A 17978-nucleotide genomic window follows, 5' to 3' on the forward strand; every position below is an offset into this window, starting at 1 on the left:
CAAGCCGATGGTGGACGACCTGATCGGATTCGCCCGGTCGTGGCGGCCCGACCTGGTGCTGTGGGATCCGCTGTCGTTCCCCTCGCCCATCGCGGCGCGCGAATGCGGGGCGGCCCACGCCCGGGTGCTGTGGGCCATCGACCATATGGGCTGGACGAGGACCAGGCTGCTCGACCGGCTCGACGCCCTCGATCGGCTTGACAGCCCGCGGAGCCGGCCGCCTGAGGATCCCCTGGACCCGATGGCGAGCATGATGAAGCCGACCCTGCGGCGCCTGGGCCACGACTTCGACGAGGAACTGATCGTGGGCCAGTGGACCGTCGACCTGATGCCGCCGCGGATGCGGCTGCCCGTCGATCTGCGCTACGTACCTGTCCAGATGGTTCCGTACACCGGCGCGGGCGTCCTTCCAGAGTGGCTGTACGAGCGGCCGAGCCGCCCGCGGGTCTGCCTGACGCTGGGCCTGAGCTCGCGGCACTTCTTCGCGAGGAACTACGGGGTTCCCGTCGGGGATCTGCTGGAGATGGTCGCCGACCTCGACCTGGAGCTGGTGGCCACGCTGAACGACGCGCAGCTCGCCTCGGTGGACCGCGTCCCGCCCAACGTGAGGGTGGAGGACTACGTTCCGCTCACCCAGCTCCTGCCGACCTGCTCGGCGATCGTCCATCACGGCGGCGCCGGCACCTTCGCCGCGGCCGTGCCCGCGCGGGTGCCGCAGCTCGTCATCCCGACGGAGGGCGCGGAGCGGGTCGAGGTGGGCGAGCATGTCAGGGCCCGGGGCGCCGGGCTGTCGATGCCGACCGTCGAGAGCGGCCTGCTCACCGTCGACGACGTGAAGAAGTCGCTGGTGCGCATCCTGAACGAGCCGTCCTTCCGGAAGGGGGCCGATGAGCTGTACGCGGATCTGGCGGCCACGCCGTCCCCTCGCGACGCCGTCCCGATCCTGGAGGACCTCATGGCTGAGTACCGCCGCTAAGGGAATCCCGTGAACATGGACACCTCTGAGGGCGCGCAGGGTGGAGCCGGCCGTGCGGGAGCGCGCGAGTGGGCCGGGCTCGCCGTGGTGGCGCTGCCCATCCTGGTCGTCTCCGCCGATCTGAACGTGCTGCACCTCGCGGTGCCGAAGCTGAGCGCCGACCTGCGTCCCGGCGCCGCGCAACTGCTCTGGATCACCGACGTCTACGGCTTTGTGATCGCCGGGCTCCTGATCACCATGGGCACGCTGGGCGACCGGATCGGCAGGCGCCGGCTGCTGCTGTGGGGCTCGGCGGCCTTCGGCGCCGCGTCCGTGCTCACCGCGCTGGCGCCGAGCGCGGAGCTGCTCATCGGGGCGCGGGCGTTGCTGGGGATCGCCGGGGCGATGCTGCTGCCGTCCGCGCTGTCGCTGATCAGGGCCGCGTTCCACGACCCCGGGCAACGGAAGATCGCCATCGCGGTCTGGATCACCGCGTTCTCCGTGGGCAGCGCGCTGGGTCCGCTGATGGGCGGAGTGCTGCTGCAGCGCTTCTGGTGGGGCTCGGTGTTCCTGCCCGGCGTGGCGGCCATCGTGCCGCTGCTCGCCACCGGTCGCGCGCTGCTGCCGGAGTACCGCGATCCGGGTGCGGGCCGGCTCGACCTGCCGAGCGCGGCCCTGTCGCTGGGCGCGGTGCTGGCGGTGGTGTACGGCCTCAAGCAGATCGCCGAGTACGGTGCGGGACCGGCCGCGGGCGCGGCCATCCTGGCCGGCTCCGCGGTCGGAGCGGTCTTCCTGCGCCGTCAGGCCCGGCTGGCCGATCCGCTGATCGACCTGCGGCTGTTCGCCGACCGGGTCTTCAGCGGCGCGCTGGCCGCGCAGGCGCTGGGCGTCTTCATCATGGGCGGGACGTTCTTCTTCGTCGCCCAGTACCTGCAGCTCGTGCTGGCCCTGTCGCCGCTGGAGGCGGCGCTGTGGCTGGTGCCGACGGCCGTCGCCTTGGTGGCCGGCTCCATGGCGGCACCGCTGCTGACCCAGCGGATCCGCCCGGCCTACGTGATGGGCGGGGGGATGTTGCTGGCCGGGAGCGGATTCGCGGTCATGAGCCAGGCGGACGCCTCCGGCCTGACCTACGTGGTGGCCGGCTTCGTGCTCGTCGGCCTGGGACTCAGCCCGGTGGTGGCGCTCAGCACCGACATGATCGTCGGGGCCGCGCCACCCGAACGGGCCGGCTCCGCCTCGGGGATCTCCGAGTCCGGCAACGAGCTCGGCCAGGCGCTCGGCATCGCGGTCCTGGGCGGCGTCGGCACCGCCGTCTATCGCGGCCGGGTGGACGACTCCCTGCCCGCTGGCATTCCGGCCGAGAACGCGCAGGCCGCGCAGGACACGCTCGGCGCCGCGATCTCCGTGGCCCATGGGCTGCCCGCCCGCCTCTCGACCGAGCTGATCGACGCCGCCCGCGCCGCGTTCACCGACGGCCTGCAAGTGGTGGCCCTGATCTGCGCGGCGATCGCCGCGGTGCTGGCTCTGCTCACCGTGACGCTGCTGCGCGCCACGCCTCCCGGCGCCGGACAGTCCCCCGAACAGTCGCCCGGTCAGTCTCCCGAACCGACCCCGGAGCCGGCCCCCGCTGCCGGCACGACCCCGAGGAGCGTTTCCGCGGACCTCCCCGACGTCACGCGCGAGGACGCGAGCGCCGTGCTGGTCGGGGAGCCGACCGCCGGCGGCACCGCGCTCGACTTCGAGCTCCGGGAGCCGCCTCCCGGCCTGCTGTCGCTCAGCCGCTTCGTGAGCGTCGACGGCGAAAGTGTCCTCCTCTACGCGCAGACGACAGGGGACGAGCGCACCGCCGAGCGGCTCCGGTCGCTCGGCGGCGACTACACCGAGTACGTCCTGTACCGCAGCCACGCGCCGGAGACCTCGCGTACCCCGGGGTGCGTCGTGGCGGTCAGTGTCGAGACCCGGGACGCGGCGGTGGCGCGGCGGTGGTCCGACGCCGTCATCGCGGCGCTGGAAAGCGACGGGCACGCCGGCGGGCTGTCGGCCCATCTGCACATCAGCACGGACGGCAGGCGAGTCCTCAACTACGCCGAGTGGGTCGACGAACGAGCGCACCGCGCGGCCATGGACGACACCCACCCGGAGAGCCCGCAGTGGCGCCTGGTGCAGGAGATGCCCGGCGTGAAGCCACTCGGGTTCCGGCGCTACCACCTCGACCGCACGGTCCAGTGACGAAGGGAGGTCGGCGGATGCGACCGCTCGGTCTGGAAGGCGCCTGGCTCCTGGAGCCCGACATTCACACCGACGAGCGCGGCGCCTTCCACGAGTGGTTCCGCGACGAGCGGTTCGCGGCCGCGACCGGTCGGCCGCTGCGGGTCGCCCAAGCGAACCGCTCGGTCTCGCGCCGCGGTGTGCTGCGCGGCGTCCACTACGCCGACGTGCCGCCGGGGCAGGCGAAGTACGTGATGTGCGTCCGCGGGACGGTCATGGACGCCGTCGTCGACATCCGCACGGGCTCGCCATGGTTCGGCCGTGCCGAGACCGTACTGCTCGACTCCACGGCGGGACGGGCGGTCTACATCGCCGAGGGCCTCGGGCACGCGTTCATGGCGCTCACCGATGAGGCCACCGTCGTCTACCTGTGTTCGGAGGGGTACGCGCCGCGGCGCGAGCATGCGATCCACCTTCTCGACCCGGATCTGGCGATCGAGTGGCCGCGCGGCATCGAGCCGATCCTGTCGGACAAGGACGCCGCCGCGCCGACCCTGAAAGCCGCCGAACAGGCCGGCGTGCTGCCGTCCTACGCGGACTGCCGGGCCCTCTACCGGCGGCTGCGCCAGGGAGCGCCGGTCGACGGCGAGTCCCCGAGAGTCCCGTGAGAGCCCCCGAGGAGAGATAATGATCAACGTATTCCAGCCCAGCCTCGGCGAGGAGGAGCTGGCCGCCGTCGCGGAGGTCTTCGACAGCAACTGGCTGGGGCACGGTCCGCGCACCAGGGATTTCGAGGCCGCGTTCGCCGGGCACATCGGCGTCCCGCCGGACAACGTGGTCTTCATCAGCTCGGCCACCGACGGGCTCTTCCTGGCCACGGAGCTGCTCGGCTGCGGTCCGCAGGACGATGTCGTGCTTCCGTCCATCAGCTTCGTCGGCGCCGCCAACGCCGTGGCCGCCGCCGGCGCCCGGCCGGTGTTCTGCGATGTGGACCCGCACACCCTCAACCCGTCCGTCGAGGACGTCGAGCGCAGCCTGACGCCACGTACCAAGGCGGTCCTGCCCCTTCACTACGGGGGGTACCCCGGCGCCATCGACGAGATCGCCCTGCTGTGCCGCGAGCGCGGCATCACGCTGATCGAGGACGCGGCCTGCGCAGTGACCTCCGCCATCGACGGCCGGGCGTGCGGCACCTTCGGCGATCTCGCGGTGTGGAGCTTCGACGCCATGAAGATCCTGGTCACCGGGGACGGCGGGATGCTGTACGCGCGCGATCCCGACCTCGCCCGGCGGGTCCGCGCACTGGCCTACCACGGCCTGGACCAGTTCAGCGGCCGGTCGAGGTCGGCCAAGGTGTCCCACCGGTGGTGGGAGCTGAACGTGCGCGACTTCGGGCACCGGATGATCGGCAACGACCTCACGGCCGCGATCGGCGGGGTGCAGCTCCGCAGGCTGCCCGAGTTCCAGCGCCGGCGCCGGGCCGCCGTGGAGGCCTACGACAGCCTGCTGGCCGGAATCCCGGGAGTGCGGCTGCCGCCGCGGCTGCCCGCCGGGCACACCACGTCGTACTACTTCTACTGGGTGCAGTTGCCCCCGGCGGTCAGGGACCGGGTCGCGGCCGACCTTCTCAGCCGCGGCGTCTACACCACGTTCCGCTACCCGCCGCTGCACAAGGTGCCCGCCTACCGGGCCGGGGCCGAGCTGCCCGGTGCCGAACAGGCGGCCCAGAGCACCCTGCTGCTCCCGGTGCACCAGAGCCTGGACGACGCGGACGTGCGCACGGTGGCCACCGAGTTCCGCGACGCCGTCGAGCGTGCCGCCACCACGGCACACGCGAAGCACCGCTGACCCCGAGGAGGAGAGAGATCATGAACGGAGGCAGGCTGCGACTCGCCGTGATCATAGGCAGCACCCGGGAAGGGCGGTTCGGCCCGACCGCGGCCCGCTGGTTCCTCGGCCAGGCCCGCCAGCGGCGGGAGATGGACATCGACGTCCTCGACCTCGCCGAGGCCCGGCTCCCCGCGGTGCTCACCCAGGACCCGCCCCCGGAAGTGGAGGCCGTCGGCCGCCGGCTGTCCGCCGCCGACGCGTACGTGGTGGTGACCGCCGAGTACAACCACAGTTTCCCGGCGAGCCTCAAGAACGCGATCGACTGGTTCCTCACCGAATGGCAGGCCAAGCCGGTCGGGTTCGTCTCCTACGGGGGCGTGGCCGGTGGGCTGCGCGCGGTGGAGCAGCTCCGCCTGGTCTTCGCCGAGCTGCACGCGGTCACCGTCAGGGACTCGGTGAGCTTCTACAACTATCCCGACCAGTTCGACGACGCGGGCGACCCCGTCGACCCCGAGACGTGCAACGGCGCCGCGAAGGTCATGCTCGACCAGCTCGCCTGGTGGGCCGGTGCCCTCCGCGAGGCGCGGGCACGAACCCCCTACGGGTCCTGACCCCCGCCCGTCACGGAACCCTGCCCGTCACGGAACCCTGCCCGTCACGGATCCCGGACCTCGCAGATGATGTCGCCGGCCGAGACGGCGGCCCCGGGTTCGGCCGTCAGACCGGCGACGATGCCCGGCCGATGGGCGTACAGGGGCTGCTCCATCTTCATGGCTTCGAGCACCGCGACGAGGTCGCCCTCGTCGACGCGGCGGCCGTTCTCGACCGCGACCTTGGCGACGGTGCCCTGCAACGGCGCGGTGAGCGCCGCGCCGGGGACCGCCCCGCCCGTCCCCGCACCCGGGAGCGAGGCGGGCCGGGGTCTGGCCGGGCCGCCCTTCGGAGGGGATGCCGTCCCGGCGGACGGTCCCAGGGACGACGGCACGGAGACGTCCAGCCGCCTGCCGTCGACCTCGACCACGATCGTCTCGCGGGGCTCGTCCGCAGCATCGGGTCCGCCGCCGGGTGACGGCGTGTGCGGCGGGATCTCGTTGACGAACTCGGTCTCGATCCACCGGGTGTGGACGTCGAACGGGCCGTCGGAGCCGTACAGCTCCGGGGCGAAGGCCGGGTCGCGGACCACCGCGCGGTGAAAGGGGATGACCGTGGGCAGGCCCTCCACCGCGAACTCGTCCAGGGCGCGGGCCGCACGGCGCAGGGCCTCCTCGCGGGTGGCGCCGGTGACGATCAGCTTGGCCAGCAGCGGGTCCCACGCCGGTCCGATCACCGAGCCGGGCTGCACGCCGCTGTCGAGCCGCACGCCCGGGCCGGCGGGCGCCCGCATGGCGGTGACGGTGCCTGGCGCGGGCAGGAAGCCGCGGCCGGGATCCTCGCCGTTGACGCGGAACTCGATGGAGTGCCCGCGCACCGGCGGGCTGTCGTACCCGATCCGCTCGCCCTCGGCGATGCGGAACATCTCCCGGACGAGGTCGATGCCGGTGACCTCCTCGGTGACCGGGTGCTCGACCTGCAGCCGGGTGTTGACCTCAAGGAACGAGATCGTCCCGTCCGCCACCAGGAACTCGCAGGTGCCCGCCCCCACATAGCCGGCCTCCCGCAGGATCGCCTCGGACGAGGCGCGCAGCAGGCCGGTCTGCTCCTCGCTCAGGAACGGCGCGGGCGCCTCCTCGACGAGCTTCTGGTGGCGGCGCTGCAGCGAGCAGTCGCGTGTGGAGACCACCACGACCTCGCCGTGCGCGTCGGCCAGGCACTGGGTCTCCACGTGCCGGGGCCGGTCCAGGTAGCGCTCCACGAAGCACTCGCCGCGGCCGAAGGCGCCGACGGCCTCGCGCACCGCCGACTCGTACAGCTCGGGGATCTCCGTCAGGGTACGGGCGACCCGCAGCCCGCGCCCGCCGCCGCCGTGCGCCGCCTTGATCGCGATCGGCGTTCCGTGCCGCTCGGCGAACGCCAGCACCTCATCGGCGCCCCGCACCGGGTCGCGCGTGCCGGGCTCCAGCGGGGCGCCCGCCCGCTCGGCGATCCGGCGGGCCGACACCTTGTCGCCGAGGGCGCTGATGGCCTGCGGCGGCGGGCCGATCCAGGTCAGGCCCGCGTCCAGAACCGCCTGTGCGAAGCCGGCGTTCTCGGACAGGAAGCCGTAACCGGGGTGGACAGCGTCGGCGCCGACGCGCGACGCCGCCTCGATCACCTTGGCACCGTCGAGGTAGCTCGCGGCGGGGGTGTCGCCCCCGAGCGCGTACGCCTCGTCGGCGGCGTGCACGTGCGGCGCGCCGCGGTCCGGGTCGGCGTAGACGGCGGCGCTCGCGATCCCGGCGTCCTTGCAGGCCCGGGCGATGCGTACCGCGATCTCACCACGGTTGGCGATCAGAACCTTGTGCAGTGTCATGGCGCACCTCTCTCGCTCGCCGCCCGTCCCGCCAGCTGTGCGGCGGCTGGAAGGCAGGGGGCCGCCATGCGGCCGTCGCCCGGCGGTCCCGCGCGCGCCCGCGCTCGGCCGTGGCGCGGCGGGCGCGGAGCAGCAGCACCGCGGTGATCGCGGCCAGGTCCTCGGGCCGGGCGCTGCCCCCCTCGATCCGCAGGAGAGGGGCGGGCCGGGCGGTGTCTGGACGGGTCACAAAGACAAGCCTCCCTCCGCGTACGGCTCCGGGGCGTGTGCTTTCCGTTGCCACGGGCGCTTACTGCGGCGGGTTGCCGTGCTTGCGCTGAGGCAGTTCGGCGTGCTTGGCACGGAGCATCTCCAGCGACCGGATCAGCACCGGCCGGGTGTCCCGCGGGTCGATGACGTCGTCGATCAGCCCGCACTCGGCCGCGTGGTACGGATGGACCAGCTCGGCCCGATACTCCTTGATCTTCTGTTGCCGCATGGCCGCGGGGTCGTCGGCCGCGGCGATCTGCCTGCGGAAGATGACATCGGCGGCGCCCTCGGCGCCCATCACCGCGATCTCGTTGGTCGGCCACGCGAAGGCCAGGTCAGCGCCGATCGAACGGGAGTCCATGACGATGTAGGCGCCGCCGTAGGCCTTGCGCAGCACGACCGAGATCCGCGGGACCGTCGCGCCGCAGTACGCGTACAGCAGCTTGGCGCCGTGCCGGATGATGCCGCCGTGTTCCTGGTCGACGCCGGGAAGGAAGCCGGGGACGTCGACCAGGGAGACCAGCGGGATGTTGAACGCATCGCAGAAGCGGACGAACCTCGCGCCCTTCTCGCTGGCGGGGATGTCCAGCACCCCGGCCAGGTGCGCGGGCTGGTTCGCCACCACCCCCACCACGTGGCCGCCGAGCCGCGCCAGAGCGCAGACCAGGTTGGCCGCCCAGGCGGGCTGCACCTCGAAGAACTCGCCGTCGTCGGCCAGTACCGCGAGCACGCGGCGGATGTCGTAGGTGCGGGAGGAGTCGGCCGGGACGAGATCGATCAGGGCGTCGCCGGGCCGGTCCGGCGGATCGGAGGACGGCTGGACGGGCGGCAGCTCGCGATTGTTGGCGGGCAGCAGGGACAGCAGGAAACGGACGTCCTGGAGGCATGACTCCTCGTCCTCGTGGCTCAGGGTGGCGACGCCCGAGGTGGCCGCGTGCACGGCCGCGCCGCCGAGGCCGTCGTGGGACACCCGTTCGCCGGTGACCGCCCGGACCACATCCGGCCCGGTGACGAACATCTGCGCGATGCCGCCGACCATGAAGACGAAGTCCGACAGCGCCGGGGAGTACGCCGCGCCGCCCGCGCACGGACCGAGAATCACGCTGATCTGCGGGATCACGCCGGACAGGCGGGTGTTGCGGCGGAAGATCCCGCCGTAGCCGGCCAGCGCCGTCACCCCTTCCTGGATCCGCGCGCCGGCGCCGTCGTTGAGCCCGACCACCGGCGCTCCGGCCGCCTCCGCCAGGTCCATCAGCTTGTGGATCTTCGCGGCGTGCGCCTCGCCCAGCGCGCCGCCGAACATCCGGAAGTCCTGCGCGTAGACGAACACCGTGCGGCCGTGCACCAGGCCCCAGCCGGTCACCACCCCGTCGGAGTGCGGGCGGCGGTCGGCGAGCCCGAAGCCGGTGGCGCGGTGCCGGCGGAACGGTTCGACCTCGGTGAACGTGCCCCCGTCCAGCAGCAGGTCCAGCCGCTCGTGCGCGGTGAGCTTGCCCTTGTCGTGCTGGCGATCGGTGGCCGCGGGGTCCGGGCCCCGGCGGGCCGCCTCCCGGGTGTCGCGCAGCTCGGCCAGCCGCTCAAGCGGGTGCATGTGCCGCACCTCCGGTTCTGGCCGGACGCCACCAGGCGGCGTTCTCCCGGTACCACCGCACGACCTCGCGCAGCCCCTCGTCGAACGACCGGCGCGGCGCGTAGCCGAGCTCGCGGCGGATCCTGGAGTCGTCGATCGCGTACCTCAGGTCGTGGCCCTTGCGGTCGGGCACCTGGCGGACGAGGGACCAGTCCGCCCCGCACAGCTCCAGCAGCCGGGCGGTGATCTCCCGGTTGGTCAGCGCGGTGCCGCCGCCGATGTTGTAGATCTGACCCTCGGCACCGCCGGTGAGGACCCGCTGTATGCCCAGGCAGTGATCCTCCACGTGCACCCACTCCCGCACGTTGCGGCCGTCCCCGTACAGCGGTACCGGCTCGCCCTCGAGCAGCCTGGTGGTGAACAGCGGGATCAGCTTCTCCGGGTGCTGGTACGGCCCGTAGTTGTTGGTGCAGCGGGTGATCCGCACGTCCAGGCCATGCGTCCGCCAGTAGGCGTGAGCGACGAGGTCGGCGCCCGCCTTGGACGCGGCGTAGGGCGAGTTGGGCTGCAGCGGCTCCCGCTCGGTCCACGAGCCGGTCTCGATCGACCCGTACACCTCGTCGGTGGAGACGTGCAGCACCCTCGGCACCCGGGCCGACAGGCAGGCGTCGAGCAGGATCTGCGTGCCCTGCACGTTGGTGCTGGTGAACTCGCCGGGGTCGGTCAGCGACCGGTCGACGTGCGAGGCCGCCGCGAAGTGGACGACGGCGTGGTGCCCCGGCATCAGGAGAGCGAGCAGCTCGTGGTCGCGGATGTCGCCCCTGACCATGGTGAGCCGGGGATGGTCGAGGGGCAGGTTGCCGGGGTTGCCGGCATAGGTGAGGCTGTCGAGCACGGTGACCTCGGCGTCGTGGAACCCGGGATAGCCGTTGGCCAGGAGCGTGCGGGCATAGCAGGAGCCGACGAATCCGGCGCCTCCGGTGATCAGGATCCTCATGCCGCCACCTCCACCCGCGAATGGTCACCGACGATCAGGCGTGTGCCGCGCCCGTCGCACGGGGCCGTCACCTCCGCGCCGCGGCCGATGACGGAGCCGCTCAGCCCGCGGACGCCGTGCACGTTCGCCCCGTCGAGCAGGAGGGACTCCTCCAGTTCGGCGTCCCGGACGGCGCAGCCGTGGCCCACCACCGTGCCCGGCCCGATCCAGCTGTCGCTGACGACCGTTCCCGACCCGACGATCAGCGGGCCCTCCAGGTGGGAGCGGGCGATCTCGGCGCCCGCCTCGACCACCACCGGCCCGTGCACGCTGCTCGCCGCGTCGATCCGTCCCCGGACCTCGGAGGTCAGGCGCTCCAGCATCGTCCGGTTGCAGGCCAGCAGGGCGTCGACGCTGCCGACGTCGGCCCAGTAGCCGGTGTACTCACGGACGGTGACCGGCCTGCCCTCGTCGACCATGTGCTGCAGCGCGTCGGTGATCTCCAGTTCCCCGCGCCGGCTCGGCCGGATCGCCCGTACGGCGTCGTGCACGGCCGCGGTCAGGAAGTAGACCCCGATGATCGCCAGATCGCTGCGCGGCCGGGCGGGTTTCTCCACCAGGGCCCCCACGGAGCCGTCCGCGCCGAGTTCGGCGATGCCGTACTGCGAGGGGTCGGCCACCTTGGTGACCAGCACGAGCCCGTCGGGCCTGTGCTCGGCGAAGTCGCGGGCGGCGGCCTCGATGCCGTCCGGCAGGACGTTGTCGCCGAGGTACATCACGAAGTCGTCGTCGCCGAGGAAGTCGGCCGCCACGGCCACGCAGTGCGCCAGGCCGAGCGGGGCCTCCTGGTGGAGGTAGGCGATGTCCAGGCCCATGGCGGACCCGTCGCCGAGCAGTTCCATGATCTCCTCGCCGTTGTCCCCGACGATGATGCCGACCTCGCGGACGCCGATGTCCCGGATGTTCTGCAGGACGTGGACCAGGACCGGCGCGCCGGCGATCGGGACGAGTTGTTTCGCCAGGGAATGGGAGAAGGGACGCAGCCGCGTTCCCTTCCCCCCGGACAGGACGAGTGCCTTCATCGGTGAACTCCGGTGTCTCATCGAGGGTCAGGTGGTCGAGGGCGGCGCGAACCAGCGGTTCAGGGCGCCGCGAAGGTCTCCCCCGCCCGGGGCCGTCCAGGCGACGTGTCCGTCCGGGCGCAGCAGCACCGCGTCGACATCGCGCAGCGGCCCTTCCGAGGCCGCCTTGGCCAGCACGACGCGGACGCGATCCCCCCAGGGCGCCGCGATCGCTTGCGGCGATTCGGGGTCGCCGGTGGATGCGTCCTCGCCGCTCAGGTCGACCAGGACGCCCCGGGCGGGACGGAGCAACCGGGTGGTGCTGGTCCGTCCCGAACCGGTCATGAGCTCGCAGTGCGGCATGCGCGTGCCGTCCAGGGGGTGGCCGCCGTCCCCGTAGCGGACGTCCAGCCCGCCGACCATGGCGGCCAGCCGGTCGTTGCACTCGGGGAGCGCCAGCATCTCCCGCATCACCGCGCGCATCGGCTCCACCTCCCGGCCGCCGAGCAGCAGGTGCGCCTGCGCCCGGACGTTGGCCAGCACCTGCTCGCCGACCGGGTGGCGCTCATCGTGGTAGGTGTCCAGCAGGCCGGCCGGGGCCCGGCCGCACGCCTGCGCGGCCAGTTTCCAGCCGAGGTTGGCCGCGTCCTGGAGCCCCAGGTTGAGCGCTTGGCCGCCGGCCGGAAGCTGGACGTGCGCCGCGTCCCCGGCCAGCAGGACCCGGCCCTCGCGGTACCGTGCGGCCTGGAGGCTGGCGTCGTCGAACGCGTCCACCCAGATCGGCGTGCCGGCGGCGATGTCCTCGCCGGTGATCCGCGCCCAGCCGGACACGACGTCGGCGAAGCCCGGGGGGCCGGCGCGGCGGGCGGCCGGGCGGCCGAACTCGTGCAGCATCACCCGGGTGACGCCGTCGCCGCGACGTGCGGCGATGGCCAGGCCGTTGGCGAAGCGCTCGAAGCGCCGATCGGGTATCTCGAGGCCGGCCACGTCCGCCCGCAGCAGTTCGCGGGAGGCGGGGGTGCCCCGCGTCCCGATCCCGGCCAGCCGCCGCACGGTGCTGTCCGCTCCGTCGCAGCCGACCAGGTAGGACCCGGACGCCCGCAGCGGCCCGCCGGGACCGTCGGCGGTGACCTCGACCCCGCCGGCCCCGGCCGCCAGCGTCCGCACCTCCTGACCGCGCCGGATGTCGGCGCCCAGCCCGGCCGCCCACGCCTCCAGCATCGCCTCGGTACGGAACTGCGGGATCTTCCAATAGCCGGGGTACCGGCCGGGCAGCCGGCTCGCGTCCAGCGCGAGACCGCCGAAGTGGCCCCGGCCGGTGGGCTCCGTCCCGCCCAGCGCCTCGACCAGCCCGCGCTGGTCGAGGACCTCCATCGTGCGGGAGTTGAGCTGTGAGGCCCGCGACTCCCCGGTCGGCTCCGGCAGCCGCTCCAGGACCACCACGCCGGCGCCGCCAAGGCGGAGCTCTCCGGCCAGCATCAGCCCGACCGGCCCCGCTCCGACGACGATCACCCGGGTGTCCGGGTCCGTCCCTGACGCTGTCTCGGGCATGGCCGGTCAGCCCCGCCGCTCCGCGTAGTCCTTGGCGTGCCGCAGCGTGGCCAGGCTGTTGGCGCTGAGCGCGCTCCGGACGAAGTCGCGGGCGCCGGGCAGGCCGGCTTCGGGGCCCAGGATCTTCGTGATGTTCGCCTCGTTGATCATCACGGTGTGCCAGGACGTCGCCCGCACCCCGCCGTCCTCCGGGGTCAGCTCCCATTCCCCGGTGTGCAGCGTCATCAGCGGGGGCACGTGGATCTGCTTGTAGACGATCTTGGTGTGCGGCAGGCACACCCGCACCGACGTGGTCGTGTGCGTCGAGCCGTCCTTGGTCCTGGTGTCCATCGTGAGCAACTGCTGACCCGGCGTGTCCTCCCGCAGGGACACCCTCTCCACGTGCGGGAGCCGCCGTGGCCAGTGCCGCGCCTCGTTGAGGAAGTCGAAGACGTCCGCGGCCCGCCCGTCCACCCACACGTCGTCGCTGAAGGTCATCAGCAGCCCGCCGGTCCCCGGCTCCAGCTCGGCGTGGGCCTTGAGGGCCGCGAGCTCCGCGTGGCTGTTGCCGTCCACCGCCCGGTCGATCCACGCGAGCTTGTCGGGATCGTCGTCCTCGGCGCGATAGTCGTGCAGCAACCGCACCCGGGTCTCCGGCGCCGCCCTGTCGGAGGACGGCTCGATCACCCAGGCACCCCCCATCGCCGCGACCGGCGGCCTGGAGACCTCCTGGCGGAAGTCGATGCGCAGCGCGTCCGGGTCGAGCCGCCTGCGGGAGGTCCAGTTCTTGGCCTCGCCGTTGGCGGTGGCCCAGATCCGGATCCGCTCGTCCCGGCCGTGGCGCTCCTCGGAGTCGACGTAGACGGTCGGGGGGAAGATCCGCGGCCAGTTCTCCACCTCGGCGATCAGCTGGTAGACCTTCGCGGCCGGCGCGCGCACCATGATCTCGTGCTCGGTCTCGCGGGTGCCCGGTGGCGGCATGACTGCTCTCTCCTTTCCTGCGTACGGTTCCTGGGCCGGTCGTTGCCGGGCGGCCGCCCGGTTGGCGACCGGTCAGAAGTTGCGACCGGTCAGAAGTTGCCGAGACCGCCGCAGACGTTGATGGCCTGCGCGGTGATCGAGTCGGTGCCGTCGGAGACCAGGTAGCCGACCAGGCCGGCGACCTCCTCGGGCGTGGAGTACCGGCCCAGCGGGATCTTCGCCTGGAACTTCTCCAGAATCTCGTCCTCGGAGGCGCCCCAGGCGGCGGCGTAGCCCCGCCGGACGCCCTGCGCCAGCGGCGTCTCGACATAGCCGGGGCAGACCGCGTTGACGGTGATGCCGGTCTTGGCGAGCTCGTTGCCGAGCGCCTTGGTGAAGCCGACGACGCCGTGCTTGGACGCCGAGTACGGGGCGCCCAGGACCACGCCCTGCTTCCCGGCGGTCGAGGCGATGTTGATGATGCGCCCGCGGTTCCCGTTCCGCATGCCGCCGTGGTTCAGCACCGCCCTCGTCATCAGGAACACGCTGGTGAGGTTGGTGTTGATGACGTCGTCCCAGAGCTCGTCGGTGAGGTCGGCGGTGACGCCGCCGCCGCTGCGCCCGGCGTTGTTGACCAGTACGTCGACCGGTCCGAACCGCTCCACGGCGGCCCGCGCGAACGCCTCGGCATCGTGCCGGGAGCGCACGTCGCACGCCGTCCCGTCCACCTCGTGGCCCTCGTCGCGCAGGACCTTGACCGTCGCTTCGACGTTCTCGGGGGTCCGCGAGCAGATGAACACCCGGTACCCGGCGGCCCCCAGGGTCCGCGCGATGGCGAGCCCGATTCCGCTGGTGGCCCCGGTGACCAGGGCGACTCGCTTACCGTTGTCTGACATTGCCCTCTCCTATCGCCGGGCCGATCGCTAGCCCGCGTCCAGGTCCGCGAGCCGCATGTTGACGGTCGACAGGAACTCGCGGGGAGTCCTGGCGTCGACGATCGCCCCGTCCTCCAACTCGATCCCATACACGCGCTCGACGCGGCTCCCGGTCTCCTGCAGGGCCAGCGAGTCGTAGCCGAGCACCTCGAACTCCATGTCGAGAATGTCGTCTTCCAGATCCACCTCCTCGGGGGTTCCGGCCGCCTCGCGCAGCACGCGCCGGAGGTCGTCGATCTTGAATTCCGTCTGGTTCATCTCCATTGCCTCCTTTCGTCGAGGGTTCATGGGCTTCATGGGTGAGCAGGGGGTCATGGTGGGTCGGCCAGTTCCGCGGGTACGGCCGGGGGGCGCGCGTGACCCGGCTCCGGGGCGCGGACGACGACCGCGGAGTTGAAGCCGCCCTGGCCGCGCGCCAGCACCAGCGCCGCGCGCACGGCCCGCCGCCGCGGCGCGCCGACGACCAGGTCGATCGGGTATCCGGGATCCGGCGCGACGTTGGCGGTCGGCGGGACCAGCCCGTCGCGGATCGCCAGCAGCGCGGTGACCAGGTCCAGCGGCCCGGCCCCCGAGTTGAGCCGCCCGGTCATCGTCTTGGGCGCGGTGACCGGCACCGCGCGCGGCCCCAGGACCGCGGCGATCGCCTCGGCCTCGGCGCGGTCGAGCTCAGGCGTCGCGGCGGCGTCGGCGAACACCACGTCGATCTCGCCGGGGTCGGCCCGCGCGTCCCGCAGCGCCAGCCGGACGGCGTTGCGCAGGCCGGGCTCGCGGTCGCTGCCCGGCCGCGGGTCGAAGGTGGCCCCGTATCCCGCGATCTCGCCGTACCAGCCGGACACGCCGCGCTCGCGTGCCGAAGCGGCGTCCTCGAGGATGAGCAGGGCGCCTCCCTCGCCCGGCACATGACCGCTCGCCCGGGCATCGAAGGGCAGGTAGGCGCGATCGGGGTCGTCGGCGACGCTGAGCCGCCCGCTGGTCAGCAGGGCCGCCCAGCCCCAGGAGCACAGGGAGGCGTCGACACCGCCCGAGACGATCAGCTTGGCGCCCTTGCGGATCTTCCGCCGGGCCTGGGCAATGGCGTCCAGGCCGCCGGCCTGATCGCTCACCAGCACCCCGCTCGGCCCGCGCAGGCCGTGGCGGATGGAGATCTGGCCGGTGTTGACCGCGTAGAACCAGGCGTACGACTGGTACGCGCTGACGTACTGGCCGCCCTTGCTCCACAGGTTCCGCAGCTCGCCCTCGCCGAACTCGAAGCCGCCCGACGAGCTCGCCGTGACCACGCCGATGTCGAACTCGTTCAGATCGCCCCGGGACACTCCCGCGTCGGCCAGCGCCCAGTCCGCGGCCACCAGCGCGAGCCGGGTCATGCGGTCGGTCTGCGGGATCAGCCTGCTCGGCAGGTGCTCCTCGGCCACGAAGCCGCGCACTTCACCGGCCAGCCGCGCCGGGTAGCGCTCCGGATCGAACCTGGTGACGCGGTCGATGGCGGCGCGTCCCTGGCAGGTGGCCGTCCAGTGGTCCGCCGCGCCGAGGCCCGTGGGCGAGGTCACCCCGACGCCGGTCACGACTACCGTCCCGGTCACGCCCCGTCCCTCCCGCGTGGAGCCCGCAGCACCATCGCACTCTGGAACCCGCCGAACCCGCTGCCCACGGTGAGCACCGTGCCGGTACGCACGTCGCGGGCGGTCAGCGGCACGTAGTCCAGGTCGCACTCGGGATCGGGGTGATGCAGGTTCGCCGTCGGCGGCACCACGTCGTGCTCGATGGCCAGCGCCGACGCGGCGATCTCGATCGAGCCGATCGCGCCCAGCGAATGGCCGATCATCGACTTGATGGAGCTGACCGGGACGTGACGGGCGCGGTCACCGAGGCTGCGCTTGAACGCCGCGGTCTCGTGCCTGTCGTTCTGCTTGGTGCCCGAGCCGTGCGCGTTGACGTAGTCGATGTCCTCCGGGGCGACCCGCGCCTCGTCCATCGCGACCCGGATGGACTCGGCCATCTCCCGTCCGTCCGGCCGCAGGCCCGTCATGTGGAAGGCGTTGCAGCGGGTCGCGAACCCCGAGACCTCCGCGATCATCGGCGCGCGGCGCCGCCGGGCCCGCTCCCTCTCCTCCAGCACGAACACCGCGGCGCCCTCGCCCAGCACGAACCCGTTGCGGGTCCGGTCGAACGGCCGCGAGGCGTGCTCGGCATCGTCGTTGCGCGGTGAGGTCGCCTTGATCGCATCGAAGCAGGCCACGGTGATCGGTGAGATCGGCGCGTCCGTCGCGCCGCAGATCATCACGTCCACCGAGCCCTCGCGGATGAGGTCCTCGGCGTGGCCGACCGCGTCGAGCCCGGAGGTGCAGCCGGTCGACACCACCGTGGCCGGCCCTTCCGCCCCCACCCGCCCAGGCGACCTCGGCGGCGAACGAGCTCGGCACGAAGTAGTCGTACAGGTGCGCGGGCGCGTAGCGGTGATCGACCGGATCCAGCCGGCCGCCGTCGCTGACCACGCGGTACTCCCGGTCCAGGCCCGTGGTGGCGCCGACCGCGCTGCCGATCGACACGCCCACGCGGCACGGATCGCCCTCCTGCGGCTCCAGGCCGGCGCGCGCCACGGCCTCCCGCGTGGCCACGACCGCGAGCTGCGCCGCGCGATCCATCCGGCGGATCTCCTGAGGGCGCAGCCCGTGCGCCGCGGGATCGAAGTCGATCTCGGCCGCGATCCGCGAACGGTACGGCTCCGCGTCGAAGAAGGTGATGCCGCGGGTCGCCGTCCGGCCCTCGGTCAGCATGGTCCAGAAGTCCTTGACGCCCGTGCCGCCGGGCGCGAGCACTCCGATGCCGGTGATGACAGCCCGTCTTTTCACGTCCTCAGCCCCCGATCGGTCCATTCGTAGAATCGCTTTGCCATCGCGTCCTTCGGGGACCGCCAGGTTTCGGGGTCGTAGGGGTCGATATACGACTTCAGAGCGTCACTGATCTCCCGGAAACGCGGGTGGGAGCTCGCCTCCTGAATCGCGGCGCCGCCGTCGTCGGAGTCGAAGTCCTGCAGGTGGAAGTACAGGTCGTGGAAACTGAAGAGCTGGCGCCGCCTCGTGCCCATGAATTCGGGCATTTCGGTGGTGTCGAAATCGCGGAACAGCCGGGCGACCTCGTCTTCCGACGCCGGCTTCAGCCGAGCCACGATCAATGTGCTGTGCACGCCGCATCACTCCCTTCCCAAGGTGCCGGCATACGGGCGGCCATTTGAGCCGTGAATGGGCTCGCCGGTGG

At 72.6% G+C, this 17978-nt stretch carries 15 protein-coding genes and 2 pseudogenes; 5 read left to right on the forward strand and 12 right to left on the reverse strand.

Going from position 1 to position 17978, the window contains the following annotated elements:
• From ETD83_RS07545 to ETD83_RS07565, 5 genes and pseudogenes are all read left to right on the forward strand, one after another.
• A partial coding sequence (locus ETD83_RS07545) for a nucleotide disphospho-sugar-binding domain-containing protein (RefSeq protein WP_138644340.1) occupies positions 1 to 976 on the forward strand: 976 nt, incomplete at its 5' end.
• Between the two features lie 15 nt (positions 977 to 991).
• Positions 992 to 2512: pseudogene (locus tag ETD83_RS07550) on the forward strand (MFS transporter); the annotation flags it as partial.
• A gap of 689 nt (positions 2513 to 3201) precedes the next feature.
• Positions 3202 to 3831, forward strand: coding sequence for a dTDP-4-dehydrorhamnose 3,5-epimerase (rfbC, locus tag ETD83_RS07555; protein WP_138644341.1), 630 nt, complete (start codon positions 3202 to 3204; stop codon positions 3829 to 3831).
• A gap of 19 nt (positions 3832 to 3850) precedes the next feature.
• Positions 3851 to 5011 carry a DegT/DnrJ/EryC1/StrS family aminotransferase gene (locus ETD83_RS07560; protein ID WP_138644342.1) on the forward strand — a complete coding sequence of 387 codons (1161 nt, stop codon included), beginning with the start codon at positions 3851 to 3853 and terminating at the stop codon, positions 5009 to 5011.
• 20 nt (positions 5012 to 5031) lie between these two features.
• The gene (locus tag ETD83_RS07565) at positions 5032 to 5604 is read left to right on the forward strand and encodes an NADPH-dependent FMN reductase (RefSeq protein WP_138644343.1); all 573 of its coding nucleotides are present in this window, start codon (positions 5032 to 5034) and stop codon (positions 5602 to 5604) included.
• A 44-nt stretch (positions 5605 to 5648) separates the two neighbouring features.
• Here ETD83_RS07565 and ETD83_RS07570 read toward each other — a convergent pair whose 3' ends face one another.
• From ETD83_RS07570 to ETD83_RS07625, 12 genes and pseudogenes are all read right to left on the reverse strand, one after another.
• Positions 5649 to 7436, reverse strand: coding sequence for an acetyl/propionyl/methylcrotonyl-CoA carboxylase subunit alpha (locus tag ETD83_RS07570; RefSeq protein ID WP_138644379.1), 1788 nt, complete (start codon positions 7434 to 7436; stop codon positions 5649 to 5651).
• The gene (locus ETD83_RS07575) at positions 7405 to 7671 is read right to left on the reverse strand and encodes an acyl-CoA carboxylase epsilon subunit (RefSeq protein WP_138644344.1); all 267 of its coding nucleotides are present in this window, start codon (positions 7669 to 7671) and stop codon (positions 7405 to 7407) included. The genes ETD83_RS07570 and ETD83_RS07575 overlap by 32 nt, the downstream gene beginning before the upstream one ends.
• Before the next feature lie 60 nt (positions 7672 to 7731).
• A complete protein-coding gene (locus tag ETD83_RS07580) occupies positions 7732 to 9282 on the reverse strand; it encodes an acyl-CoA carboxylase subunit beta (protein WP_138644345.1) in 1551 nt (516 codons plus the stop codon).
• Positions 9269 to 10258 carry a dTDP-glucose 4,6-dehydratase gene (gene rfbB, locus ETD83_RS07585; protein WP_138644346.1) on the reverse strand — a complete coding sequence of 330 codons (990 nt, stop codon included), beginning with the start codon at positions 10256 to 10258 and terminating at the stop codon, positions 9269 to 9271. The genes ETD83_RS07580 and rfbB overlap by 14 nt, the downstream gene beginning before the upstream one ends.
• Positions 10255 to 11319: a glucose-1-phosphate thymidylyltransferase gene (locus ETD83_RS07590; protein ID WP_138644347.1), complete on the reverse strand. Its 1065-nt coding sequence runs from the start codon at positions 11317 to 11319 to the stop codon at positions 10255 to 10257. The genes rfbB and ETD83_RS07590 overlap by 4 nt, the downstream gene beginning before the upstream one ends.
• 27 nt (positions 11320 to 11346) lie before the next feature.
• The gene (locus tag ETD83_RS07595; protein WP_138644348.1) at positions 11347 to 12849 is read right to left on the reverse strand and encodes an FAD-dependent monooxygenase; all 1503 of its coding nucleotides are present in this window, start codon (positions 12847 to 12849) and stop codon (positions 11347 to 11349) included.
• A 6-nt stretch (positions 12850 to 12855) separates the two neighbouring features.
• A complete protein-coding gene (locus ETD83_RS07600) occupies positions 12856 to 13809 on the reverse strand; it encodes an aromatase/cyclase (protein ID WP_138644349.1) in 954 nt (317 codons plus the stop codon).
• 89 nt (positions 13810 to 13898) lie between these two features.
• Positions 13899 to 14684 (reverse strand): SDR family NAD(P)-dependent oxidoreductase, encoded by a 786-nt coding sequence (locus ETD83_RS07605; protein WP_138644350.1) that lies wholly within the window; start codon positions 14682 to 14684, stop codon positions 13899 to 13901.
• A gap of 27 nt (positions 14685 to 14711) precedes the next feature.
• Positions 14712 to 14981: an acyl carrier protein gene (locus ETD83_RS07610; protein WP_138644351.1), complete on the reverse strand. Its 270-nt coding sequence runs from the start codon at positions 14979 to 14981 to the stop codon at positions 14712 to 14714.
• 53 nt (positions 14982 to 15034) lie between these two features.
• Complete coding sequence (locus tag ETD83_RS07615) at positions 15035 to 16303, reverse strand: ketosynthase chain-length factor (protein ID WP_138644352.1); 1269 nt, start codon at positions 16301 to 16303, stop codon at positions 15035 to 15037.
• Positions 16300 to 17572 (reverse strand): annotated as a pseudogene (locus ETD83_RS07620) (beta-ketoacyl-[acyl-carrier-protein] synthase family protein). Before ETD83_RS07620 ends, ETD83_RS07615 begins: the two are co-directional and overlap by 4 nt.
• Positions 17569 to 17907 (reverse strand): TcmI family type II polyketide cyclase, encoded by a 339-nt coding sequence (locus ETD83_RS07625; protein ID WP_138644353.1) that lies wholly within the window; start codon positions 17905 to 17907, stop codon positions 17569 to 17571. Before ETD83_RS07625 ends, ETD83_RS07620 begins: the two are co-directional and overlap by 4 nt.
• Between the last annotated feature and the right edge of the window lie 71 nt (positions 17908 to 17978).

The sequence above is a fragment of the Actinomadura soli genome, assembly GCF_005889715.1.
GTDB classification, from domain to species: Bacteria; Actinomycetota; Actinomycetes; order Streptosporangiales; family Streptosporangiaceae; genus Spirillospora; species Spirillospora soli.